Source organism: Streptomyces sp. SAI-135, from assembly GCF_029893805.1.
Taxonomy (GTDB): domain Bacteria; phylum Actinomycetota; class Actinomycetes; order Streptomycetales; family Streptomycetaceae; genus Streptomyces.
In genome coordinates, this window is sequence record NZ_JARXYP010000002.1 from 1,276,503 (window position 1) to 1,300,945 (window position 24,443).

At 72.0% G+C, this 24,443-nt stretch carries 13 protein-coding genes; 4 read left to right on the forward strand and 9 right to left on the reverse strand.

The window, feature by feature from the left end:
* Positions 1-44: 44 nt before the first annotated feature.
* From M2163_RS10170 to M2163_RS10180, 3 genes are read right to left on the reverse strand one after another with little or no spacing between them, the layout of a single operon-like run.
* The gene (locus M2163_RS10170) at positions 45-1,310 is read right to left on the reverse strand and encodes an extracellular solute-binding protein (RefSeq protein WP_280893800.1); all 1,266 of its coding nucleotides are present in this window, start codon (positions 1,308-1,310) and stop codon (positions 45-47) included.
* Complete coding sequence (locus tag M2163_RS10175; RefSeq protein ID WP_280853114.1) at positions 1,307-2,524, reverse strand: hypothetical protein; 1,218 nt, start codon at positions 2,522-2,524, stop codon at positions 1,307-1,309. The genes M2163_RS10170 and M2163_RS10175 overlap by 4 nt, the downstream gene beginning before the upstream one ends.
* The gene (locus M2163_RS10180) at positions 2,428-5,562 is read right to left on the reverse strand and encodes a tetratricopeptide repeat protein (RefSeq protein WP_280893801.1); all 3,135 of its coding nucleotides are present in this window, start codon (positions 5,560-5,562) and stop codon (positions 2,428-2,430) included. The genes M2163_RS10175 and M2163_RS10180 overlap by 97 nt, the downstream gene beginning before the upstream one ends.
* 196 nt (positions 5,563-5,758) lie before the next feature.
* Between M2163_RS10180 and M2163_RS10185 the strand changes: the two genes are divergently transcribed.
* Both M2163_RS10185 and M2163_RS10190 read left to right on the forward strand, forming a co-directional pair.
* Positions 5,759-7,927 (forward strand): PQQ-binding-like beta-propeller repeat protein, encoded by a 2,169-nt coding sequence (locus M2163_RS10185; RefSeq protein ID WP_280893802.1) that lies wholly within the window; start codon positions 5,759-5,761, stop codon positions 7,925-7,927.
* A gap of 248 nt (positions 7,928-8,175) precedes the next feature.
* A complete protein-coding gene (locus M2163_RS10190; protein WP_280893803.1) occupies positions 8,176-12,516 on the forward strand; it encodes a choice-of-anchor D domain-containing protein in 4,341 nt (1,446 codons plus the stop codon).
* Positions 12,517-12,584: 68 nt separating this feature from the next.
* Here M2163_RS10190 and M2163_RS10195 read toward each other — a convergent pair whose 3' ends face one another.
* Positions 12,585-13,727 carry a S1 family peptidase gene (locus M2163_RS10195; protein ID WP_280893804.1) on the reverse strand — a complete coding sequence of 381 codons (1,143 nt, stop codon included), beginning with the start codon at positions 13,725-13,727 and terminating at the stop codon, positions 12,585-12,587.
* Positions 13,728-13,946: 219 nt separating this feature from the next.
* Here M2163_RS10195 and M2163_RS10200 point away from each other — a divergent pair, with 219 nt between their 5' ends.
* Both M2163_RS10200 and M2163_RS10205 read left to right on the forward strand, forming a co-directional pair.
* Positions 13,947-14,657 (forward strand): ThuA domain-containing protein, encoded by a 711-nt coding sequence (locus M2163_RS10200; protein ID WP_280853109.1) that lies wholly within the window; start codon positions 13,947-13,949, stop codon positions 14,655-14,657.
* Positions 14,627-15,724: a Gfo/Idh/MocA family oxidoreductase gene (locus M2163_RS10205; protein WP_280893805.1), complete on the forward strand. Its 1,098-nt coding sequence runs from the start codon at positions 14,627-14,629 to the stop codon at positions 15,722-15,724. The genes M2163_RS10200 and M2163_RS10205 overlap by 31 nt, the downstream gene beginning before the upstream one ends.
* On the opposite strand, the gene M2163_RS10210 is transcribed toward M2163_RS10205, so the two are convergent.
* The 5 genes from M2163_RS10210 to M2163_RS10230 form a co-directional block, all read right to left on the reverse strand.
* A complete protein-coding gene (locus tag M2163_RS10210; protein WP_280893806.1) occupies positions 15,725-17,203 on the reverse strand; it encodes a glutamate--cysteine ligase in 1,479 nt (492 codons plus the stop codon).
* Positions 17,204-17,413: 210 nt separating this feature from the next.
* Positions 17,414-20,608: an amidohydrolase family protein gene (locus tag M2163_RS10215; protein ID WP_280893807.1), complete on the reverse strand. Its 3,195-nt coding sequence runs from the start codon at positions 20,606-20,608 to the stop codon at positions 17,414-17,416.
* 124 nt (positions 20,609-20,732) lie between these two features.
* On the reverse strand, positions 20,733-21,332 hold the full coding sequence (locus tag M2163_RS10220; RefSeq protein WP_280853105.1) for a hypothetical protein: 600 nt from the start codon (positions 21,330-21,332) through the stop codon (positions 20,733-20,735).
* Positions 21,333-21,482: 150 nt separating this feature from the next.
* Positions 21,483-22,811, reverse strand: a complete 1,329-nt coding sequence (locus M2163_RS10225; protein WP_280893808.1) for an enolase C-terminal domain-like protein — start codon at positions 22,809-22,811, stop codon at positions 21,483-21,485.
* 36 nt (positions 22,812-22,847) lie between these two features.
* Positions 22,848-24,185 carry a gluconate:H+ symporter gene (locus tag M2163_RS10230; RefSeq protein WP_280853103.1) on the reverse strand — a complete coding sequence of 446 codons (1,338 nt, stop codon included), beginning with the start codon at positions 24,183-24,185 and terminating at the stop codon, positions 22,848-22,850.
* Between the last annotated feature and the right edge of the window lie 258 nt (positions 24,186-24,443).

Sequence of the window (24,443 nt, forward strand, 5' to 3'; positions counted from 1 at the left end):
GCCACGCACTCCGCCACGGCGCGGACGAGGTCGGGGCGGCAGGCTCACTCGCAGATGTCCTGCGGTGGCCGGAACGTGGGGTCGGTGCCGGAATCCCGGTTCACCTGGACACGGACGGTCTCCAACTGCTGTAGCAGCGAGTCCAGTTGCCGCTGGGTGGGATCGCGGAAGAACTCCAGGACCGCGCGGTGGAAGGCGTCCCGGAGTTCGGGCGGCATCACGTCGGAGGCGTCGAAGCAGAGGATGCGGGCGCCGGAGGTGAGCAGGGAGTCGATCTTCTTCTCGACCGGCGTCGCGGAGGCGGGCGGCGACAGCCCGGCCGTGGCCGGGAACAGCGGCCGTACCGCGGGATCCGCCTCCGCCCACCACAGCTCCCGCCCGGCCGGACTCGACAGCCGTTCCACGAGTTGCTGGGCGTCCGGGTCGTCGCTGAAGACGGCGGCCATGTCGCCGGCGACCTCGAAGGCGTCCCGGTATGCGGCCGGTCCGTCCAGGTAGCGGGCCGACGGTTCCACCGTCACGTCGTCGCCCGCGTAGACGTATCGGATGAAGGCGCTCTGGTGTTCGTGCGTGCAGGCGAATCCGGGTGAGCCGAGCAGGCCGCGCGGCTGTCCGTCGCTTCCCGGCACGCCCTCGAACGACGTGGTCAGGGACCGTTCGACCGACTCCGGGGAGCGCTTGCCGAGCAGCTTCGCCCAGGTGGTCCAGGCGCGTTCGACGGCCGGGTCGCGCCAGTCGAGGAGGCCCCGGGCCCACTCGTCGTAGAGGGCCGGACCCGCCTGGTGGAGCACGAGGTCCTCGATCCAGTCGGTGCCGGGCCAGCCGGAGGTGGCCTGGGAGGCGAGCCCCACGCACCAGGTGGGCCTGCCGTCGGGCGCGCCCCGCTTGCTCCACACCAGGCTCTTGAGGTCGGCCTTCAGCGGCACCCAGTACGGGCGCGCCTTGTTGTCCACGATCAGTACCGGCACCCAGGGCGGGTAGGCACGCTGGGCGGTCTCCGTGTCGAGCGGTTTCAGCCGGTCCCGGCGGGCGTACTCGGTGAGTTCGCCGATGCTGTTGAGGACCGCCACGTCCGGCGGGTCGTCGGCCTCCAGCTGTGAGACGAGCGTCTCCCGCAGCGAACGGGTGCCCTCGTAGGTGTACGTCCGTCCGGTCCCGTCGTCCAGTTTGTCGAGGGCGGCTTCGAAGGCCTTGCCCTCCTCGCCGGTCCAGGGGCCGAGGACGACCAGCGGGTCGCGGGTGTCCGTCCCGCAGCCGGGGACGAGGGCCAGCAGACACGCCACGAGCAGGACGCGCAGGGCTCGGCTCATGCGACGGCTCCCGGTCGGGCGACGACGAGGTACTCGCGGCGGTAGGTGTGCAGCGTGCCGGCGATCACGGCCGCGCCGAGCAGGCCGGTGGGAAACACGAACGGGGCGATGCCGTCGAGGAAGGCGAGCCGGCCGTCCGCCAGGCCCTCGTCGATCCGGGCCCGCAGCGTCTCGATGGCCCGCGGCTCGGGTCCGGCGAAGGGCTTCTCCTCGGCGGCCGTCTCCGTCCCGGGCGAGGTCCGCTCGGCCAGCGCGTCGGCGACGGGGAGGGTCTCGTGCTGGGCGTCCAGGGCGAGCAGGGCGTCGGCCGTCAGGAACGGTACGGCGAGCAACGGCAGCGCGGCGGCCGCGAGGGGGATGCTCAGCCGGATCCGGAAGCGGCGGCGCAGGAAGGCCCCCGTCCGCCACAGCCCGAGCGCGAGCAGGGTGAAGGCGAGCGCGGCGATCACCGCCGCGGCGATCGTGTCCGGGCCCCACGCGGCCCGCTCGGCCAGGCGTGCGCGCAGCCGCCCCTCCAGTCCGGTCACCCGGTCGACGATCGAGGTAGCGGCGGAGCCGGTCGCGGCGGGACAGGCCGGATAGGGGTTCTTGCCGGTCGCCGCCACGGCCTGCGAGCACAGCATGCTGCGCGCGTACGTCAGTTCGGCGTCGCGCAGGACCGGGTCGGTGGCATGGCCCTGGGCCCGGCCGATCCAGCCGGTGTAGTCGACGACCAGCGCGGAGACGACCCGTAGCTTCTGTTCCTCGGCGACGGAGAGGGCTCCGCTGCGGGTCACCTGGTTCAGGCTCTGGGTGGCGCGGGCGATCCGGGTCCGGTAGCGCTCGCTGAGTCCGCTGAGTTCGGCCGCCCGGCCCTCGGCGAGGTTCCGCTCGGCCTCGCCCTGCGCGATGAGCAGCGAGGCCCGGGCGTCCGCGAGGTCGACCAGCGCGGGCGCGGCGCGTTCCCGGATGTACGCGGAGTCGCCGCGCACGTCCGCGTAGGCCCAGCCCAGCGCGCCGAAGGCCACCACGGTGAGCAGCGGCAGGGCGACGAGCCGGTCCCGCAGGTAGGCGCGGTTGCGGTGGCCCGCGGCGGCGGGCCAGGCGTAGCGGTGGACCCGGCGGACGAGTTCGGCGGTTACGGCGGCGACTGCCCGCGTGAGCCGGAGGGTGTCCTGTGCGACGGCGCGTGAGCGACCGTCCGGAGCCAGTCGGCGACTCTCTTGCCGAGCCATGGGCTGTCCCTGTGGTGTCGGTAGGCGAGCGGGCGGACCTCGTAGGCGCGGTCCAGGAGGATCTCGGCCACGGCGGCGTCCTCGGGCGCGGCCGAGCGGGCGGCCTGGTGGGCGAGGGTGACACAGCGGCGCGACAGGTCCTCCCGCAGGCCGTGTTCGTCGGACGGGAGGCCGAGCCGGGGGTCCGCACCGGCGGACAGGGCCGCGAGTCCGTCCGCGTCGAGGGCGCCACGGGCGAGAGCGCCCTGGACGGCCTCCCAGACCTCGACGGTCATCCGGACCCTGGCCTCCTCGTCGGTCAGGCCGTGTGCGTGGAAGAGCAGGGCGAGGCGCCTCAGCACCTCGTGGAGCCGCTGCGGTACCTCGTCGTCCCGCCCGGCCCTGCGCACGTACTCGATGCCGATCCGCACGGCAGCGGTGCGCGCGGCGGTCCGGTGCCGCGAGTGCTGCGGTACGGCGTCCAGTTCGCCTACGGCCTCCTCGCGCGCCCTCTCACCGTCCAGCGCGAGCCGGGCCCGTGCGGCACCGAAGGCCGCGCTGCCCAGGGACGGGTTGCGCAGCCGGACCGCCTCGTAGAAGGTCAGCGCCTCGTGCCGGCGCCCCAGGCGTTCCGCGCAGTGTCCGAGGGCCAGCTTGGGCGCGTACTCGCCCGGGATCGCCGCGTACACCCGGTCGAAGTGCCGCCAGGCCCCGTCGACTTGGTCGCGGGCGAGGGCGAGGAGACCGTGGTGCCAGTCCAACCGCCAGTCGTACGGGGCGCGTCGGGGGCCGATGCGTTCCTCGGCCGCCCGCAGTTCCCGTGCTGCGGCCTCGGGTCCGTCGGCCGGGTTCCGCAACCGCAGCCGGCAGCGCAGGAGATGGACCTCGGTGGAGGCCCGCCAGTCACCGATGTGCTGGAGCAGGGCCTCGGGGGCCGCGTCGGCGAGTCTGCTCAGCTCGGCGTGGTGCTCGTCGTGGGGGTCGGGGCGCGGTACGGGCAGGCGCTGGGCGACCTCGACGGGCGCGGGCGGGGCGAACGGGGAGGGCGCGTCGGGGGCGGCCCAGTGGGTGAGGGGTGGGGCGGAGCCCAGGGCGCCGTCGAGGGCGTAGGGCGACTGGAGGAAGAGCGGCGAGGGCTCGAAGGTCTCGGCACCGGTACGCAGTGACCGCAACTCCCGGAACACGCCCCGCAACTGCTGGTCCATCTCCCGCGCGTCGGCGAACCGCCCTTCTGGCTCGCTGAGCGTGGCGCGGTGCAGGACCCGGGCGAGGGAGAGCAGGCCGAGACCTCGGGGGACGGGGGCGGTGGCGTCACCGGGCAGCCATGGTTCTTTGGCGGGCGGTTCCTTGTCGGCTGGTTGCCTCATCGCCGGTTCCCTGGCGGCTGGTTGCCTCGTGGCCGGTTCCCTGGCGGGCGGTTCCTTGGTGACCGCTTCCCAGGTGACGTCCGGTCCGTGGCGGCGGGGTCGGGTGTCCTCGGCGTCGGCCGTCGGTGCGGGGCCGGGGTTCCGGGGGCGCGGATCGTGACGGGAGTGCGGCGGTGTGGGGGGTGGCGTGCCACCCGGGCCCGGACGTCCCGGCTCGCCGCGGCGCCGGGCTGCGCCGGCGGCGGGAGCGGGGGTGGCATCCGGCATGGCCTTCGGCGTCGCTCCGGCGGCCGCTCCCCCGGCGGCGTCCAACGGCTTTCCGGAGGCCGGATCCTGGGCGGCACCCGGCGTCTCCTCACCCGGCCCATGGATGCCGCCCAGCCTTTCAACGACACCCCGTCTCCCCCCGGCCCCGGCCCCCTGGACCGGGCTCGACGCGTCCTCGTCGACCGCACCCTGCGTGCCCCCCTGGGCCCCTTCGGCGCCCGTGCCACCTAGACACTCGACGCCCTCTCGCCCCCCTGGCGCCTCGCTCCCAGCCGGGTTCTCAGCGACGCCCCGCGCCTCCTCGCCACCCGATCCTCGGGCAGCACCCGCCGTCTCACCGACCCTCCGCAGCTCCTCACCGCCCGTCCCCCGGCCCCGCTCCCCCTCCCCGGCCGGGACCTCTCGGACGGCCGGCGTCTCCCCAGCGGCCTGGGTCGCCTCGACGATCCGTGCCCGTTCGGCGGCGGACAGGGCGCCCCCGGCAGCCGACGCCGTTCCGGGCTCCACCTCGGCCGGCCCCCCGGGCCCCTCCCCCTCGGTCACCCCCAGCGTCCCGAGGTCCCCCAACCGCCCCAGGTCCGCCGCGGACGTGCCGAGGCCGCTCAGGCGGCGCAGTGTCTCGCCCAGGCTGAAGAGGTCGTCCTGTTGCCCGGACTCACCGTGCGGGCCGACCGTGGGGGCGCTGAAACCGGTCGTGGTCATCCCCGGCGCCCCGGCCGGACGCACGCTCCCCACGTCGATGATCTTCGTCGTGGTGCCGTCGTGCATGACGTTGTCCGGCTTCAGGTCACCGTAGACCTTGCCCGGCCGGTCGGCGTGCAGATACGCGAGGGCGGACAGGATCCGCACGCCGTAGGCGAGCACGAACTCGTGGAAGCGCTGGTCGCCGAACTCCCCCGGGTTCAGCTTCGCCCGCGCCCGCACCTCCTCCAGCGTGAGCCCGTCCACGTACTGCAGCACGAGAAAGTCACCCACCTCCGGGTGATGCCCGTAGTTGAAGACGCGGATGATGTCGTCGTGGCCGAGGTCGACGAGGGCCCGCCGCTCCCGTGCCAGCGCGCCCGCCGCGACCGCCGCCTGATCCGGGTGCAGCACCTTGATGGCGACCTCGCGGTTGTCGACCTTGGTGTCGAGCGCGAGGTACACCTCGCCCATACCGCCGTACCCGAGCGGCCGGATCAGCCGGTACTGGCCCGCGAGCAACTGCCCGGGAGGCAGCGGCAGTTCCCCGGGATCGGCGGCAGGGGCCCAGCCGCGCCCCAGCAGCGTGATCGTGGGCAGCACGGTCGGATCGGGGTTCTCGGCGGGGAGCTCGACATGCGCGGCCCTCAGGTACATCGGCTGTCCGGCGACGACGAGCGGACCGAACGACCCCTCGGATTCCGGTACTTCACCGAACGCACTCCCGCCCCGAGCCCCCTTCATGCCTCCTCAGAATAGGGCCACGTGCCGGGATCGACCCCTTGCGTTCCCGTGGAGAACCGTGATGCCGCAGCGTCCGGCCGGCCGGCGAGGCCGGGATCGGCGTCCCGCGCGGGCCGGCGCCCCTCTAGAGTGAGGGGTCCCTGTCAGAAGCGTCCGGACCGCAGCCGTCCTGGCCAGAAGCGGTGAAGGAGACACGGTGACCCTGCGCGAGAACGATCCGGAGTCCGTCGGCGGCTACCGGATCGAATCGCGGATCGGGACCGGCGGCATGGGGGTCGTCTATCTCGGCCGATCGGCCTCGGGACGGGCCGTCGCGGTGAAGGTCGTGCACACCCGGTACGCCGACAACCCCGAGTTCCGGGCCAGGTTCCGGCAGGAGATCGCCGCGGCGCGCCGGGTCAGCGGCGCGTTCACGGCACCGGTCGTGGACGCGGACCCGGAGGCGGCACGGCCCTGGATGGCCACCGCGTTCGTCCCGGGACGTACCCTCGCGGAGCTGGTCGACGAGTCGGGACCGCTGGACTGGCCCGCGCTGCGGCGGCTGGGCACCGAACTCGCCGAGGCACTGCGGGAGATCCACCGCGCGGAGGTGGTGCACCGGGACCTCAAGCCGAGCAATGTGCTGCTCCTGGACAGCGAGGGCGACGACGGCGCCGTACGCGTGATCGACTTCGGCATCTCGCGCGCGGCCGACAGCGACGTCCGTACCCAGACCGGCATGGTGATGGGCTCGCCGCCCTTCATGGCACCGGAGCAGTTCAGCCGCCCGCACGAGGTTGGCTCCGCGGTGGACGTGTTCTCGCTGGGTGCGGTGCTCGTGTACGCGGCCACGGGGCACAGCCCCTTCGAGGCGGAGAACGCCTATCTGGCCGCGTACAACACCGTGCACGGGGAGCCGCGGCTCGGTGAACTGCCCGCACGGCTGCGCCCGTTGGTCGCGCGCTGCCTGGCGAAGGAGCCCGCGGACCGGCCGACGGCGAGCGAGGTCCTCCAGCTGCTGGCGGGGCTCCCGGAGGAACTGCCCGAGGGGGAACCGGCCCAGGAGGTGTCCGCGGCACCGCGGATGCCGGTGACGGACGTGGTGACCTCGCCGCTCGGCGACCCCGCCGCACCGGCCCGGCGCGGGCGCCGCGGCAGAAGACTGTGGGCCGCCGTCGCCGTCGTGGCCCTCCTCGGCGGTGCAGGGGCGGCCGCGGCCGCCGTGGTCGGGGGCGAACCGGCGAGCACGGTCGACGGGTTCGACGCCCTCGCCCCGCGGACGACGGCCCCCGGCGGGACGGCACCGGCAGGCTGGCGCCCCTGGCACAACGCGCTGGGGTCGGACGGCATGGACGCGCAGACGGGCATCGGAACGTCGTGCACGCCGGACGCACTGGGCGTCTTCTGCGCCTCCGGAGGGACCGCCCTGATGCGGCTGGACCCGGCGACCGGCAACGTCGAGTGGACGAAATCCATGAGCCGCAAGGAGGTCAGCAGCTTCACGACGCGCGAGCCGGTCGTCCATGACGGTGTGGTGTTCGTGTACAGCGCGGACCGCTCGCAGGGCATCGACGCCTACGACGGGAAGACGGGCGAGCGGCGGTGGCGACTGAAGGGGCCGCTCGGCGAGTTCGAGTGTCTGGGCGGCGTGCTCCTCGTCCGCCTGGACGAGCTCGGGCTCTCCGAGACGGCGCGCTACGCGGCCTACGAGCCGCGCACGGGCAAGGAGTTGTGGCGGCGCGAGCTCACCTCGACCTCCCCGAGCCCTTTCTACGAGGGCCCCAAGGGCACGCTGTACGCGGATCTGCGCGGCGGCGAGGGCGGCATCGCCCGGCTCGACGCACGGACCGGCCGGACGCTGGGCAGCGTCGACGCGCCGAAGGGCGATCTGTGGCTGGCGACGGTCCATGACGGCACGGCGTACTACGCGCGCTGGGAGGACGACTCGGGCGTCTCCGCGGCCTTCTTCGTCCAGGACCTCGGCAGCGGCAGGACCCGCCGGATCGACTTCCCCTGGAGCGTGGAGCCCGAGGCGCCGCCGCTGGTGCAGGGCGACACCATGTACATCTTCGACTATGGCAACGAGACCCTGCTCGCCCTCGACGTGAAGCGCGGCAAGCCTCTGTGGTCCAGCTCCCGTGACCTGCGCGTCTTCAGCGAACCGGCCTACCACGAGGGCCGCTTGTACGTCACCATGCCGGACACCAGCGTCCTGGCCCTCGACCCGGCGACCGGCAAGGAGATCGGCCGGACCGCCCCGTCCTTCGACACGGCCGGCCGCTCCTTCGAGGAACTGTCCCCGAGTTCGACACCACCGCTGCTGGTCGGAAACGTCCTGTACGGGGTCAGCGGCCCGGGCGTCTTCTCGGTGGCCGACGTCTCCTGATCCGGAGCGCGCCCCAAGGGGTCCGAGCGGCACAAGATGACGATCTTGGCACGAATTGTGTCCGAGACGTGCAGAACGTGGCCGAGCAGTGATAGGAAAAACCGCTCAGTCTTTACGTTTACCCCGCACCTGTGACCACTCCAGGAGCGAATACTGGAGGAGGTCCCGGTTTGTCCGGGTTTTCCGTGCGCGCACGCCGTGGCCGCCATGGCGTGCGGCGACGCAGACGCCTTTTCGCCGTCGCGGCCGTGGCCGGTGCCGCACTCATCGGCACGACGATCGGTCTGCTCACGGCCCAGGCCGACCAGACCACCCAGGGCGTCGACAACCTGCGCACCAACTGGGACCAGAGCGAGGCGGGACTGTCCCCGGCTGTCGTCCAGTCGTCCGCCTTCGGCCGGCTCTTCGCCACCAAGCTCGACGGGCAGATATACGCCCAGCCGCTGGTCCTGGGCGACCAGGTGATCGCGGTCACCGAGAGCAACACCGTGTACGGTCTCGACCGCACCACCGGTGACATCGAGTGGAGCAAGAACTACGGCCCCTCATGGCCGGCTTCGGCGATCGGCTGCGGTGACCTCGTGCCCAACGTGGGCGCGACCGCGACTCCCGTGTTCGACCCCGAGAGCAACTCCCTGTACTTCACCACCAAGGTCGACGACGGCACCTCCACGCACCGCCACCCCAAGTGGCTGATGCACGCGGTGGACCCGAGCTCGGGAGCCGAGCGCCCGGGGTGGCCGGTCACCATCGCCGGAAGCCCGGTCAACGACCCGAGCAACGAGTTCGACGCCTACTACGAACAGCAGCGCCCCGGCCTGCTGTTGATGGACGGTGTCGTCTACGCGGGCTTCGGCGGCCACTGCGACGCCTGGCCCTACCGCGGCTATGTGGTCGGCGTGAGCACCACCGCGCACAGCATCACCTCGATGTGGGCCGCGGTGACCGGTACCGGCACGGGCGGCTCAGGCATCTGGCAGTCGGGCGGCGGCCTGGTCTCGGACGGGCCCGGCCGGATCTTCTTCAGCACCGGCAACGGCATCAGCCCGGCCCCCGGGCCCGGCAAGACCGTGCAGGGAACCCTCGCCGAGTCCGTCGTACGCCTCCAGGTGAACGCGGACAACAGCCTCAGCACGGCCGACTTCTTCAGCCCGAGCGACGCCTCCACCCTGGACCTCAACGACCAGGACATCTCCTCGGGCGCCCCGATGGCGCTGCCGGACGGCTTCGGCACCGCCGAACACCCCCATCTGCTGGTCCAGCAGGGCAAGGACGGCCGGGTGTTCCTGCTCGACCGCGACAACCTCGGCGGCATGGGCCAGGGCCCCCAGGGCGGTGACGCCGCGGTGAGCGTGTCCGGCCCCTACCAGGGGATGTGGGGACACCCCGCGTTCTGGGGCGGCGAGGGCGGCTACGTCTACGTCGTCGGCAACCAGGGCCCGCTGCGCGCCCTCAAGTACGGCGTCCGCAACGGCGGTACGCCCGCGCTCACCCTCACCGGCCAGAGCCAGGACACCTTCGGCTACACCAGCGGCTCCCCGCTGGTCACCTCCGACGGCACGGACGAGTCCAGTGCCCTGGTGTGGATGACCTCCGCGAGCAACGCCTCCGGAGCCGACGGCGCCCTGCGCGCCTACGGCCCCACGCCCGACGGCAACGGCCATCTCCCGTTGCTCTGGTCGGCCCCGATCGGCACGGCGACCAAGTTCAGCACGCCGACCGCCGCCCACGGCAAGGTGTACGTCGGCACCCGTGACGGTGTCCTCTACGGCTTCGGCAGCCCCGCCAGGACCGCACTGACCGCGGCCTCCCTCGACTTCGGCCAGGTCGCCGTGGGCGGCAGCGACTCGGCCGCCATGAAGCTGACGGCCACCGAGGACGTCAGCGTCACCGGCCTCAAGGCCTCCGGCGCCTTCTCCGTCGACCCGTCCGCCGTACCCACGCCCGAGCAGCCCAGGGCGCTGGCGACGGACGCCACCCTGGACGTGCCGATCACCTTCGCCCCCACGACCACCGGCGGCATCAGCGGCACCCTGACCGCGAACCTCTCGGACGGCCAGAAGCTGGTCTTCGCCCTCCACGGCGTCGGCACCCGGCCCGGCCTCGGGGCGGCGCCCGCCGCCGTGGACTTCGGCGAGGTGCCGACCGGCAGCACCTCGACGCTGAACCTCCAGATCACCAACACCGGCACCGAACCGGAGACCATCGACTCGGTGGGTTCGCCCACCGGCGCGTTCAGCGCCTCGGGACTGCCGAACGCGGGAACGGTCGTACCGGCCGGTGGTTCCTTCGTGGTCTCGGTCACCTACACACCGACCGGCGACCAGGCCGACAGCGGCGCACTCGTGATCGCCAGCAGTGGTGGCGGTGACACCCACACCCTGAGCGTCCCGGTCAACGGGACGGCCATCACGGGACAGGGACACCTGGAGTTCTCGACGAGCTCACTCGACTTCGGCAAGGTTGCGATCGGCAGCTCGAAGTCGCTCTCGTTCAGCATCACCAACACCGGGAACATCCCGGTCACGGTGACCAAGGCCAAGGCGCCGACCGGCGACTTCAACAGCCCGGTGCAGCTGTCCGAGGGCCTGATCATCGGCCCGGAGCAGACCGCCGTGCAGAGCGTGACGTTCACGCCGCGTTCGGCCGCGGACCTGAGCGCCTTCTACGAGGTCACCGGCACCGGCACCGACGAGAACGGCAACGGCCAGGGCGCCATGTACGTGCCGATCAAGGGCACCGGCACCGGGAGCGTCACGACCACCTCGGTCAAGGACGGGCTGTGGCAGGCCAACGGCTCGGCGGCGCCGGGCGACGACGGCAGTGTGCAGCTGACGCCGGCCACCGGCTACCAGGCGGGCTCGGCGGTGTACACCAAGCCGCTGCGCACCGACGGTCTGCGGGCCACCTTCACCACGAAGTTCGGCCCCGGCAGCGGTGGGACCGGCATGGCGTTCTCCCTTCTGGACCCCGCCCAGAACTCCGCCTCGGCGCTGGGCGGCAACCATGACGGCCTCGGCATCGCGGGGCGGCCGGGCACGGTGATCGCGCTCGGCACCGGCTTCAACAACACACTCCAGGCACAGAACTTCGTGGGAGTCGGCCGCAGTTCGGCCGACTCGTCGACGATCGACTACCAGCCCGTGACCAGACTCGGCACCGCCCTGCGCCAGGGCACCCACCAGGTGGACATCCGGGTCGACGCCGGTCATGTGTACGTCTGGATCGACGGCACGCAGGTCGTGGACGCGACGTCGACGCTGACGTCAACCGCGCTGGTCGCCTTCTCCGGCGCCACCGGGGAGACCGCGGACGCACAGTCGGTGAGCGGTCTGGTGGTCAGCGAGGCGCCGCCGCCGGCCCCGGACCCCAAGGCCGCGACCTCGCTCCAGGTCACCGCCCCGGGCACGGCTGTTCCGGGCCGGGCCCTGTCCGTCGACGGCACGCTGGACTCGACCAAGGCACTGGGCGCGGGGCAGGTCGTCCGCATCACGCGCAACGGCACGGCCCTGCCCGAGGTGAAGACCGCGGCGGACGGCTCCTTCACGTTCGGCGACACTCCGCCGGCGGAGGGCACGTACACCTACGCGGCGCGGTACGAGGGCGACGAGACCCACGAGGCGGCGAGCGCCACCGCTTCCGTCCAGGCCGCCAAACTGCCCACCACGGTCACCGTGTCCGCGCCGGCCACCTCCGCCCGCGCCGCCGCTCTGACCGTGACGGGCCAGGTCTCCGGCGCGCCCTTCACCGCCGGTCAGGTCGTGAAGGTGACGAAGACCGACCTCGGCCACGCCTCCGGCGTCGCACTGGCCGACGCGAAGGTCGCCACGAACGGGTCGTTCACGTTCAAGGACACTCCGCAGATCGGCGGCGCCAACACCTACAAGGTGGCCTACGCCGGCGACGTCTCGCACAAGGCCGGCAGCAGTTCCGCCACCGTCCAGGTGTCCCGTACGGCGACATCCCTGACCGTCACCGCCGACCACTCGACGTACAAGTACGGCCAGTCCGCGAAGATCACCGCCCACCTCGGTACGACCTACAACAGCCGTACGGTGAAGATCTACGCGCAGCCGTACAGCGGCACGAAGGTCCTGGTGAAGTCCGGGACGGTGGATTCCCACGGCAATCTGACGGGCACCTACAAGCTCACCCGCAACACCACGTTCAGCGCGGTGTTCGCCGGCGACTACCGGTACGCCCCGAAGACGGCCGCCCGCAGTGTGCACACCTACGCACAGGTCTCGGAGAAGCTGTCCGGCTACTACACGAACACGTACTACGGGAGCACGCTCTACCGGGTGTACCACCGCACCGTGAAGGAGCGCCTCGACGTCACCGTCTCCCCCAACAAAGCCGGACAGTGCGTCCTCTACCGGGTGCAGCGGTACTACAGCGGTGCCTGGCACACCCAGAGCACCAGTCCCTGCTCGGCCCTGACGTCCAGCAGCACCGGCCGTCAGCAGATGTCCCTGACCAACTCCGTCAACAACAGGTACCGAGTGGCCGCGCAGTACGTCCACAGCAGCCGTGACAACACCAACCTCAGCACCTGGGGAGCCTGGCAGTACTTCACCGTCAGGCAGTGAGCGCGCTGCCCCCTTGAAGGACCCGAGCGCGGGCCCGGCGACCGAAGCCGGGCCCGCGCCCTTGTCGCTCAGGCCGTGTGCAGCGTCAGCCCGTACCGGTTGAGGATCTCGTTGACCGGCTGGAACCAGGTCTCGCCGCCGCTGGAGCAGTTGCCCCAGCCGCCCGAGGTGACGCCCTGGGCCTGGTCGCCGCTGATGAACGAGCCGCCGGAGTCGCCGGGTTCGGCGCAGACGCTGGTCTTGGTCATCTGGTGCACCGCGCCCTGGCTGTAGTTGACGGTCTCGTTCATGGCGAGGACCGTGCCGCAGTGCCAGTGGGTCGTCGAGCCCGAGCGGCAGATGGAGGAGCCGACGGGCGCCACGTTCGAGCCGCGCACGAGCTGGTCGGAGACAGTGCCCCAGCCGAGCACGACCGGGACGGTCCACCAGCCGCTGCCGACGTTGACCCAGGCGTAGTCGTTGTCCGGGAAGGAGGAGCCCTGGAAGTTGCCGACGTAGCTGCGGTCCCAGCCGTAGACGCTGCCGGTGTGCTGGTCGCAGTGGCCGGCGGTGACGAAGCCGCCGTACACCGAGAAGCCGATGGAACAGCGGACGTTGCCGGTGTAGTACGGGTCGCCGCCGACCGTTCCGGCGGCGAAGGTGGTCGGCGCGGCGGCCACCTCCCGCACGGTCACGGGCCCTGCTTGCCGGGCGCGGGCGACGAACGCGCGGACATCGTTGTCACGCTGTCGGCCGCTGACGACGTTCACCACTACCGCACTGGCCTTGTGGTCCACGTGCCAGCTGCTGACGGCGGCCGGTGCGGCGAGCTTGTCGAGCCGGGCCTGGGTGGCGGAGAGTTCACGGGCGCTGTGGGCGACGGTGCGGACCGTGGCGCCGGTCGCCCGTATCTCGCGCAGGGCGGTGGCGGAGGCGCCGGGGGTGACGGCGACGGTCAGCGTGCCCTTGGCCGCGTCGAACCAGGAGCCGCCGTACGAAGTACCGGCGGTCCTGCGCACCTTGGGCTCCAGGGCCGTGGCCCGCTGCTCGGCGGCGAGCCTGGCCACGGCTTCGGCTTCGGTGAGGTGGAAGTCCCGCTGCATCGCCGTGAGGAGTCCGGCCGAGGCGGGCTGCTTCTCGTCGGCGGCGGCCGGGGCCGTGCCGGCGGTCGCGCCGAGCCCGAGCAGGAGCAGCACGGCCAGGCCCGCGCGCATGATTGCGGTGCGTCTCATGGAGATTGCCCTTCGTCGTTCCAGCAAGGTGGGGGTGGAACAGCAGAGTTCTGTGAGAGCGCTCTCAGTGGTGTGGCTCGGCAGAGCCTAGCCAGTGCTGGTTGGCAGGTCCACACCAATGACGAGGTTGTCGCAATCCCGGCCACCGGAATGTGGATTTCCCCGGGCCGGTCCGGGGGAACTCCCCAGAGGCCCTGTCCCGTCCCATGAAGGAACGAGATGACACAAAAGAGAGCACTGGTGGTCCGAGGCGGCTGGGAGGGACACCAGCCGGTCAAGGCCACCGAGTTGTTCCTGCCCTTCCTGGAGAGCCACGGCTACGACATCCGCGTCGAGGAGTCGACCGCCGTGTACGCCGACACCGCCGAGATGGCCGCCACCGATCTCGTCGTGCAGTGCGTGACGATGTCCGAGATCACCGCCGAGCAGGTGGCGGGACTGAGCGCGGCCGTGGTGGCCGGTACCGGCCTCACCGGCTGGCACGGCGGGATCGCCGACTCGTTCCGTGCCTGCGCCGACTATCTGCACCTGGTGGGCGGCCAGTTCGCCACCCATCCCGGCAAGGAGCCGTGCGAGCGGCGGGGCGGCGAGGAGGACAACTTCCTGCCGCACACGGTCAACCTCACCGACCTCGGCCGCGAACACCCCGTGACCGCGGGCATCGAGGACTTCGCACTGCACACCGAGCAGTACTGGGTGCTCCACGACGACCTGATCGACGTCCTCGCCACCACCACCCACCCCGCCCGGCCGTGGCAGCCCTGGCACCGGCCGGTCACCTCGCCGGCGGTCTGGACCCGCCGGTGGGGCGCCGGACGAGTCGTGGTGACGACCCCCGGGCACAGCCTCGACGTCCTGGAACACCCCGCCGTCCGTACCGTCATAGAGAGGGGCATGCTGTGGGCGACGCGCACCGCATCGGTGTCGTAGGACTCGGCGTCATCTCCCGCGCCTACCTGGACACGCTCGTGGGCCGCTCCGCCGTGCGCGTCACGGCCGTCGCCGACCTGGACGCGTCCCGGTCGGCCGCCGTCGCCGCCGAACTGCCGGGCGTCCGGGCGCTGTCCGTCGAGGACCTGCTGAGCAGCCCGGACGTCGACACGGTACTGAATCTCACCATTCCCGCGGCGCACGCCGAGATCGCCCACGGTGCCATCGGCCACGGCAAGCACGTCTACGGCGAGAAGCCGCTGGCGGCCGAACTCACCGACGCCCGCACCGTCCTGGAGGCCGCGGCGAAGGCGGGGGTCGGGGTGGGATGCGCGCCGGACACGGTCCTCGGCACCGGCGTGCAGACGGCACGGGCGGCGGTGGACGCCGGGGCCGTGGGCCGCCCGCTGTTCGCCTCGGCCGTCATGGTCACCCCGGGCCACGAACGGTGGCATCCCCAGCCGGACTTCTACTACCGGCCCGGTGGCGGCCCCCTCCTGGACATGGGGCCGTACTACCTGACCTCCCTGGTGCATCTGCTGGGCCCGGTGCGTGCCGTGATCGGGGCGTCCAGCCGGCTCCGCCCCGAGCGGGTCATCGGTTCCGGCCCGCGCGCGGGCGAACGGATCCCGGTCGAGGTGGACAGCCATGTCTCCGGGGTCCTCGAACACGAGGGCGGGGCGCTGACGACGCTCACGACGAGCTTCGACGGTGTCGCCACCACGGCCGCACCGATCGAGGTCCACGGCGAGAGCGGCACCCTCTCGGTCCCGGACCCCAACATCTTCGACGGCGAGGTACGGCTGCTGGAGCTCGGTGGCGACCAGTGGCGCACGCTCCCGCCCTCGGCCGGATACGTCGGCGCCGGCCGGGGCGTCGGGCTGCTCGACTTCGTCGCCGCCGACGGAGAGCGAGCACCGCGCGCGAGCGGTGAACTCGCCCTGCACGTACTGGAGACGATGACCGCCCTGTTGCGTTCCGCTGCCGAGGGGCGGCGGATCGAGCTGTCCACGTCGGTCGCGAGGCCGGTTCCGGTGCCGTTGACGTCCGCGGAGGAGTGGCGCTGATCAGTCCACGGGCCAGGTGTGCGCGGGTGCGTTGAGGTGCATGTAGTCCATGTACGTCATCGTCATCCGCCGCAGCACCTCCTGGCGGTCGCCGGCACCCGCCTTCTCCAGGTGGTGGACGGTCTCGGCCTGCCACAGGGCGCCGTTGCGTGCGGTGACACACCGCTGCTCGATGACGCCGAGCAGGGGCTCCCGCCATTCCGCGTCCATGCCGGCCAGCTCAAGACCCCGGTGGGCGAGGGGCAGCAGTCGCCGCAACACCAGTTCCGTGACCGGCACTTCGCCCACGCCGGGCCAGTACAGGCGGGCGTCGATGCCGTCACGGGCGGCGGTGTGCAGGTTCTCCTCGGCGACCGAGAAGGACATCCGCGTCCACACCGGCCGGTCCTCGTCGACGAGGGCGCGGGTCAGGCCGTAGTAGAAGGCGCCGTTGGCGATGATGTCGGCCACCGTGGGACCGGCGGGCAGCACCCGGTTCTCGATGCGCAGATGCGGGCCGCTGTCGGTGACGGCGTAGATCGGCCGGTTCCAGCGGTAGATCGTGCCGTTGTGCAGGGTCAGTTCGCCGAGTTCCGGGACACCGCCGCAGTCCAGGGCCTGTTGCGGGTCCTCGTCGTCGCAGATCGGCAGGAGGGCGGGGAAGTAGCGCACGTTCTCCTCGAACAGGTCGAAGACGCTGGTGATCCACCGCTCCCCGAACCACACCCGGGGCCGTACCCCTTGTGCCTTGATCTCCTGGGGCCGGGTGTCGGTGGCCTGCTCGAAGAGGGGGATGCGGGTCTCGCGCCACAGCTCCTTGCCGAAGAGGAAGGGCGAGTTGGCCGCGAGGGCGATCTGCACGCCCGCGACGGCCTGTGCCGCGTTCCAGTAGTCCGCGAACTCCCGCGGCGCGACCTGGAGATGGAACTGCGTGCTGGTGCAGGCGGCCTCGGGAGTGATGGCGTCGGCGTACATCGCGAGCCGTTCCACGCCGTCGACCTTGATGCGCAGGTCTTCGCCGCGTGCCGCGAAGATCTGTTCGTTGAGGAGTCGGTAGCGCGGATCGCCGGACAGGGCGCTCTCGCCGACGTCCGTCTCCCGCAGCGTCGGCAGGATGCCCACCATGATCAGATGCGCGCCGACCGCGGAGGCACGTTCCTCCGCGTGGTTGAGGGCGTCGCGGATCTCCTGCTCCCAGGAGCCCGGCCCCCCGGACAACAGGCGGCGGGGCGGGATGTTGATCTCCAGGTTGAAACGGCCGAGCTCGCTCGACCAGGCGGCGTCGGCGATCGCCTGGAGCACCTCGGTGTTGCGCATCGCCGGGAGCCCGTCCGCGCCGACCAGGTTGAGCTCGATCTCGATCCCCACCTGCGGCCGCTCGCTCTCGAACCCGGACTCGCGCAGCATCTGCGCGAGGACGTCGAGGCAGGTGTGCATCTTGTCCCGGTATCGCCGGCGGTCCTCCCGCGTGAACACCAGGGCCGGCACGTCACGTCCCATCGGGCCCTCCCGAGTCCCCTCGGCGGATACCTCTCCCGTCCCAGAGTCCCACCTCCGAAGCTCCCCGGACAGTCGGCGCTCAGCACGGGGCTGTGTGCGACGCGCCGCTCACACAACGTGCGCCCCGACGCACACAGCGGGGAGACCGGCGGGCTCGGCACGTACGGGAGGTGTCGTGGCTCCGGAAACGACGCATACCGCGCGCATCCCTCACTGCACGCTGCCCGGATCGCAGCACCCCTCACGCCGCAGCTCCCGGCTCACCCGGAGCCACCGCTCGTCGGAGGCCGATCCCGAGGAGGACCCGGTGGGCCGCGCGGATTCGAAGGCGGCCACGAGGTCCGCCTGCTCGAAGAGCACACCTCCGCGCAGCACCGCCACCGTGCGGATCAGGGTGTCGAAGTCGGTGAAGGGATCACCGTCCACGACCGTGAGATCGGCGAGCTTGCCCTCCTCCAAAGTGCCGAGGTCCGTGTCCGCGCCGAACACGCGGGCGGGCAGCAGGGTGGCGGTACGCAGGGTCTCGGCCGGGGGGAGTCCGCCGCGGTGCAGTGCCCGCAGGGCGAGGTGCAGATGCAGTCCGACCGGCACGAGCGGCTGGTCGGTGCCGAGCGCGACCAGACCGCCGTTTGCCAGGATCTGCCGGTAGACGTTCAACTCCCGCTCAAGTGTGTTGAGTTGTGCGGCGGTGGGTGACTGCCCCGCCTGCTGGCGGACCAGGGCCGTGTCCCACGGCGGCATCAGTGTGGTCACCCGGCGGTCCTCGGCGAGCGCGGGGTCGGCGCCCAGCAGGGCGAGCGCGGTGAACGGGGTGGCGATCAGGTGGAAGCCCGCCTCGGTGTAGATCTCCTGAACGTCCTGGTAGGCGCGGCCCGTCGCGGAGGTCGCGTGCCCGAACTCCAGTCGCTGGGTGGCCTGCAGATGGGTCGTCAGGTCCTGCCCGAGCTGTACGCCCGGTGTGCAGAGGTGGCTGCCGCTGCGCACCCCGAGCCTCTCGTGCGCGAAGTCGGCGGCCTCCTTCATCACCCAGCCCGGGGCGCGGACGTACGTCTTCACGAAGTCCCAGTCCAGCGCCGCCCCGCGGGCCAGCGAGCGCCGCAGTCCCTCGGGGGTGCGGTGGGCGCGGCCCATGCTGTAGGCGACACGGGCCCCGTCGAGCAGCTCGCCGGTGGCCAGCAGCCGCGGTCCGGCGAGGGCCCCCGCGGCGACCGCCTCGCGGATGCGGGCCTGCTCGTAGGCGAAGCCGCCCAGGGAGACGGCGGTGGTGATGCCGTAGGCGAGTTGCAGCGCGGTCTGCCGTCCGCCGTAGGTGCTCTGCCAGGGGTGGGTGTGCGCGTCCCACAGTCCCGGCAGGACGGTGCGCTCGCTCGCGTCGACCCGGTGAACCGACGGCCGTCCGGCGCGGTGCGGGGAGACCTCCGCGATCCGTCCGTCACGGATCAGGAGGTCGACGTCCTCGCGGACGTCCGGTCCGGTGCCGTCCCAGAACCGGCCGGCGTGCACCAGGGTGTCGGCGGGGCGGGGCCGCCGGTAGTCCAACGGCACCTTGACGGTACGGGCCCTGCCGCCGCGCACGTCGAACAGGCGCAGGGTGCCCGCGGAGAGGTACAGCAGGGTGCGGGCGTCGGCGGACCAGGAGGGGTGGTCGGCGGGCTCGGTGGTGAGGCGCCGTGGTTCCCCGTCGGGGGTTCCGTCCGGGCGGACCGGCAGCAGCCACAGCGCGGACTCGGCGATGACGGCCATCCAGCGGCCGTCCGGCGACCAGACGGGGCCCGAGTCGTACCGGTCGGACAGCGAGGTGTGCGGGGCGAGGGCGTGCAGGGTGGCGGTGCCGGTGGCGGTGTCGACGACCCGGATGAGGTTGTAGCCCTCCCGGAAGCGCTGGTTGAGCCGGTTGCGATCGCACAGGGCGAGGTGGCGCCCGTCGGGGGACCAGCTGGGACGGCCGGGCAGACCGCCCGCGCCGAGCGGGGCGACGAGGGTGCGTTCGCCGCCGTCGGACAGGTCGCGCACGACGAGGTTGCCGGACATGTCCAGGCAGGCCAGCCTGGTCCCGTCGGGCGAGAGAGCGGGGAAGACCCGGCCGCCGGAAGCGAGGACGGTCTCCTCTCCGGAGTGGAGGTCGCGGCGCCGTACGGCGAACAGCCCGTCGCGGTCGTCCGCGTAGAGCAGACCGGTGCCGTCGGGTGTCCAGGCCGGCCCCGACACATAGCGCGTCGGCGGCACGTGGAGGATCTTCCGGGGACCGCGTCCGCCCGACGTCCCGGCCGTCCACAGGGAGTTGAGTGCGGCGAAGGCGACACTGCGGCCGTCGGGCGAGAGCGCGGGCAGGTGCAGGGAGCGCACCCGCCGGATTCCGGTGCCCTCGAAGTCGTACGCCTTGCCGGGGTAGCGGGGCCGCCGTACCGGCATCGCGGCCGTGAACGGGATCTCCTCCCCCGCCGCGGGCGCTGCCGGGTCCAGGAGGCGGAAGTGGCCGTCCACCGCGAGCAGGAGCCGCTCGCCCGCGGTCCAGCGCGGCGGGGCGGGCAGGACGTCGCCGTCGACGGTGACCGGCGTGCCGTCCACGACGAGGGTGCAGGAGGCGGTGGGCGCGGGCGTGGTGCGCAGATACGCGAGGCGGCCGCGCGGTGAGACGGCCGGAGTCATGAGCTGGGCGCCGGAGTCGTCGGTGTGCTCGACGGTGACCGGTCCCGAGCCGTCGGCGGCGACGGAGGCCACCGTGTCGGCGCGCAGGGTGCCCGTGGCGGTGACGGCCGCGCGCACGAACAGGACGCGTTCACCGTCCGCCGACCAGGTGGGGTCGAAGTCCTCCCAGGCACCGCCCTGTGCCGGGCCCTGCTGTCCGGGGTGTCCGGTGAGCCGGGTCAGCGCTCCGGAGCGCACGTCGACGACCCAGACGCGGTACGGGCTGCCGGTCACGGTGTCGCCGCCGCGCTCGGAGGCGAACGCGATCCGGGTGCCGTCCGGCGACCAGGCGGGCCCGCGGTCGTCCCAGGGACCGTCGGTGAGCTGCCGTACCTCACCGCCGTCGGGCCGCAGTGTCCACAGGTGGAAGCCGCCGCCGCGGTAGGCGCACACGACGAGGCGGTTGCCGTCGGGCGAGAACTGCGGGCGGGCGGGTTCGAGGCCGGGCGGGGTGAGCGCGACGGCCCGGCCGCCGGTGCGCGGGATCGACCAGAGGACGTTCTGCACCTCGGCGATCAGCCGGTCGCCGGCCGGGGAGAGCGTCGCGGAACCGCCGGTGGCGGCGGTCAGGGTGAGGGTGGCCGTACGCGAGGGTGCGGCCGCGGCGGGTGCGCCGGTGGCCGCGACGGCGGTGGCGGTGACACCGGCGGCCTGGAGGAATCTGCGGCGGGAGAGGGGACCGGGCCGGGAAGTGCCGGATGTGCCGTGGACGTCCAAGGGAGCCTCCAGTGCGCGCGGGTGAGGTGCCGGACGACAGGGGCCCTTCCCCTCAGGGGCGCTCCCTGCGCCCGGAGGCCGTGTCCGGGAGCGGTTTTCCGCCCCCGGACATCAACTCCTCAGCTCACAGGCCGTCACGCACCATGGCCTCGACGATCCGCACGTGGCGGTCGGCCGCCGTACTGGAGAACTCGTTCTCGTAGTTGAGGCCGTACGGCCAGAAGTGGCCGCCGCCGGTGGACAACTTGGCCGAGGAACCGTCGTACTGCCGTACGAGGGCGGTCGCCTGAGCGCCCGTCCAGGTGCCGCTGCCGCCGAGCGAGGACCAGCCCCGACTCGTGCCCACGCCGATCGTGTGGGCGATCTCGTGCAGAGCGGTCCGCTCGGTCATGTAGGCGCGGTCGCTGCCGAAGCGGATGGTCCCGTTGATGTTGCCGTCGGCGGTGGGCACACTCGTGTCGTAGCGGACGGTGATGGACTTCCCCAGGTCGCTGAGGTTGTTGTAGCGGGCCACCGCGGCGTTCATGGCCGAGGTGATCCGGGTGTACGCCGACTGCTGGTCCGCGGTGGGGTTGCCCGCCCGCTCCAGGGTCCAGGTGATGGTGGCCGCCGCGACCTGTCCGTGGGGCGGGGGCGCGGCGGCCGGGGCGGCCTGGGCTGTGCCGGGGCCCGTCAGGAGGGCGGCGGCGAGCGCGGCGGTGAGCGCGGCCTTTCGTGGGTTCATGTGGGGGTCCTCAGGTGGGGGTGGATCCCGTGGGGGGAAAGTCGAGGCATGAACTGGAAAGCGCTTTCCGGAGTGTTCCCGGATGCTAATGAGGTGTCTTGCCCATGTCAACGACCTGGGCGCCGGCTGACGCCCTCCGGCGCCGCCGGATCAGCGCACGAGACAGGGGCGTTTCGCGTCGAAGACCCAGTCCTTGACGAGGTACCGCATCCCGACCGCGTCGTCCCGCCCCGACGAGGCGACCTTCTCGTGCAGCTCCTGTGCCGCGAGGAGCCGGTCCCTGTCCAGGCGGACCCCGAGGCCGGGCGCGTCCGGGACGGCGACCTCGCCGCCGGTGATGCGTGGCGGTTCGACGGTGAGCCGCTCCCTTCCCTCCTGCCAGATCCAGTGGGTGTCGAGGGCGTTGTACTCGCCCGGGGCGGCGGCACCGCAGTGCGTCATCATCGCCAACGAGATGTCGAAGTGGTTGTTGGAGTGGCAGCCCCAGGTCAGGCCCATGGCGTGGCACAACTGGGCGACCCGGACCGAGCCCTGCATGGTCCAGAAGTGCGGGTCGGCGAGCGGGATCGACACCGACTGCAGGGCGAGGGCGTGGGTCAACTGCCGCCAGTCCGTGGCGATCATGTTGGTCGCGGTGGGCAGCCCGGTGGCCCGGCGGAACTCGGCGAGGATCTCCCGCCCGGAGTAACCCCCCTCCGCACCGCAGGGATCCTCGGCGTAGGCGAGCGTGCCGACGAGCGGACGGCACAGTTCGACCGCCTCGCGCAGGGACCAGGCGCCGTTCGGATCGAGGGTGATACGCGCCTCGGGGAACCGCTCCTTGAGCGCGCGTACGGCCTTCACCTCCTCGCTGCCGGGCAGGACACCGCCCTTGAGCTTGAAGTCGCGGAAGCCGTAGTGGTCGTAGGTGGCCTCGGCCTGGCGGACGATCGCCTCGGGGGTCAGCGCCTCCTCGCGCCGGAGGCGGTACCACTCGACGTCCGCGTCGGGCTCGCGGACGTAGTCGAGGTCGGTGCGGTCCGGGTCGCCGACGTAGAAGAGATAGCCCAGGACCCTTACGGCAGCGCGCTGTTGGCCGTCGCCGAGCAGGGCGGCGACCGGGACGTCGAGGTGCTGGCCGAGCAGGTCGAGAAGCGCCGACTCGACGGCGGTGACCGCGTGCACGGTCGTCCGCAGATCGAAGGTCTGAGCACCCCGGCCACCCGAGTCGCGGTCGGCGAAGGTGTCGTGGATCGTGTGCAGGACGCGCTTGTAGTCGCCCACGCGGGCGCCGACGACGAGGGCCTCGGCCTCACGCAGGGTCTGGGTGATGCGGTCACCGCCCGGCACCTCACCGAGGCCGGTGCGTCCCTCGGAGTCCTCCAGTACGACGACGTTCCGGGTGAAGTAAGGGGCGTGGGCGCCGGAGAGGTTGAGGAGCATGGAGTCCCGGCCGGCCACCGGGTGGACGGAGAACTTCGTGACGACGGGCTGGCTCATTGCGGGCGGTGTCCTTCCGATGGGTCGGGGGGGAGGTCAGACCTTGAGGGCGTCCAGCACCTGTTCCAGGACCAGTACGCCGCCCAGGCCCAGGATCGCGAGGACCGTCGTGTAGGTGGTGCGTGCCTTGATCGCGTCGATGACGGACAGGTTGAAGTACTCCTTGAACATCCAGAATCCGGGGTCGTTGACGTGCGAGAAGGCGATCGACCCGCAGGAGACGGCGAGCACCATGACCTCGGCGTGGACCCCGCCGCCCGCAAGCAGCGGCAGCGCCACCCCGGAGGCGGTGACGACGGCGACGGTCGCCGAGCCGAGGGCGATCCGGAGAATGGCCGCGATCAGCCAGGCCAGGATGATCGGGGAGATGGACCAGCCGTCGGTCGCGTCCTTGATGTAGTCGGATATCCCGCCCTCGACGAGGACGTTCTTGAAGGCGCCGCCCGCCCCGATGACCAGCAGGATCATCGCCATCGCCTGGGCCGCCTCCCTGCACGAGGTGCTGACCTCCGCGAGGCTGCGCCCCATCCGCGGTCCGAACACCCACACGGCGACGAGCAGGGTGAGCAGCAGGGCGATGGGCGCTGAGCCGATGAACGCGACGAAGTGCAGTGCGCCGCTGTCCCCCGAGGTGACCAGATCGGTCACCGCGGCACCGGCGATCAGCACGACGGGCAGCAGGGCCACCGCCAGCGACCAGCCCATGCCGGGCATCTCCTCCTCCTCGAAGACCCGCTCGCTGACCAGTCCCTTGGGGATCTCGGGGTTCATCCGCCGGACGAACGGCAGGCGCGGCCACAGCAACGCGATGAACGCGCCGACCGGGACGGCGACGAACAGGCCGTAGAACAGGGTGAGTCCGACGGAGGCGTGGAAGGTGGCCGCGACGGCCGTGGGGCCCGGGTGGGGCGGCAGGAAGCTGTGCATGGTGGACAGCGCGATCGACATCGGCAGCCCGACCCAGAGCAGGTTGGCCCGGGTGACGCGGACGAGGGTGAAGGCGACCGGCACGATGATGACGAAGGCGACCTCGTAGAACATCGTCACGCCGATGAGCATCGCGGACAGCACCATGGCGACCTGCACCCAGCGCGGGCCGCACACGTCGAGGAGTCGGCCGGCGATCCGCTGGGCGGCGCCGGAGTCCCCCATCACGCGGCCGACCATGGCGCCGAGCCCGATGGTGAGCATCGTGTCGCCGATCTGGTCCCCGATCCCCTCGGAAAGGACGTCCGGGATGTCCTCGAGGCCGATGCCTCTCACGAGGGCGACTCCCACGGCGACCAGCAGGAGGGCGGCGAAGCCGTTCAGTTTCAGCTTCGTCATCAGAAAGAGCAGGACGAGAACGCTGATCCCGACCACGACGAGCGGCATGTGTCAGTTCTCCCTTGAACCGGCAGGGCGATGAGGAGAGTTCACCGGGCCACCCGTGGGGAGTCATTCCGCTGAACAGGATCCTCATACAAAAACATCGTCTACATATGAGGACGGAGGTTAGATGTCTGGATCAGTGCCGGTCAATGGGTCTGCGCGAACAGCCTGCTCACCGCCACGGGCCATGCGACGGGGACCTGCGCGTCCGCGCGGTACGTCATGGCCCGACGGGGTTGCGGACGCGCCCGGCGAGACCGT

Coding starts and splice junctions, on each gene's coding strand:
- M2163_RS10220 (WP_280853105.1), bottom strand. CDS start 21,332: ATGAACCCACGAAAGGCCGCGCTCACCGCCGCGCTCGCCGCCGCCCTC.
- M2163_RS10225 (WP_280893808.1), bottom strand. CDS start 22,811: ATGAGCCAGCCCGTCGTCACGAAGTTCTCCGTCCACCCGGTGGCCGGC.
- M2163_RS10175 (WP_280853114.1), bottom strand. CDS start 2,524: ATGGCTCGGCAAGAGAGTCGCCGACTGGCTCCGGACGGTCGCTCACGC.
- M2163_RS10195 (WP_280893804.1), bottom strand. CDS start 13,727: ATGAGACGCACCGCAATCATGCGCGCGGGCCTGGCCGTGCTGCTCCTG.
- M2163_RS10230 (WP_280853103.1), bottom strand. CDS start 24,185: ATGCCGCTCGTCGTGGTCGGGATCAGCGTTCTCGTCCTGCTCTTTCTG.
- M2163_RS10170 (WP_280893800.1), bottom strand. CDS start 1,310: ATGAGCCGAGCCCTGCGCGTCCTGCTCGTGGCGTGTCTGCTGGCCCTC.
- M2163_RS10180 (WP_280893801.1), bottom strand. CDS start 5,562: ATGAAGGGGGCTCGGGGCGGGAGTGCGTTCGGTGAAGTACCGGAATCC.
- M2163_RS10210 (WP_280893806.1), bottom strand. CDS start 17,203: ATGGGACGTGACGTGCCGGCCCTGGTGTTCACGCGGGAGGACCGCCGG.
- M2163_RS10200 (WP_280853109.1), top strand. CDS start 13,947: ATGACACAAAAGAGAGCACTGGTGGTCCGAGGCGGCTGGGAGGGACAC.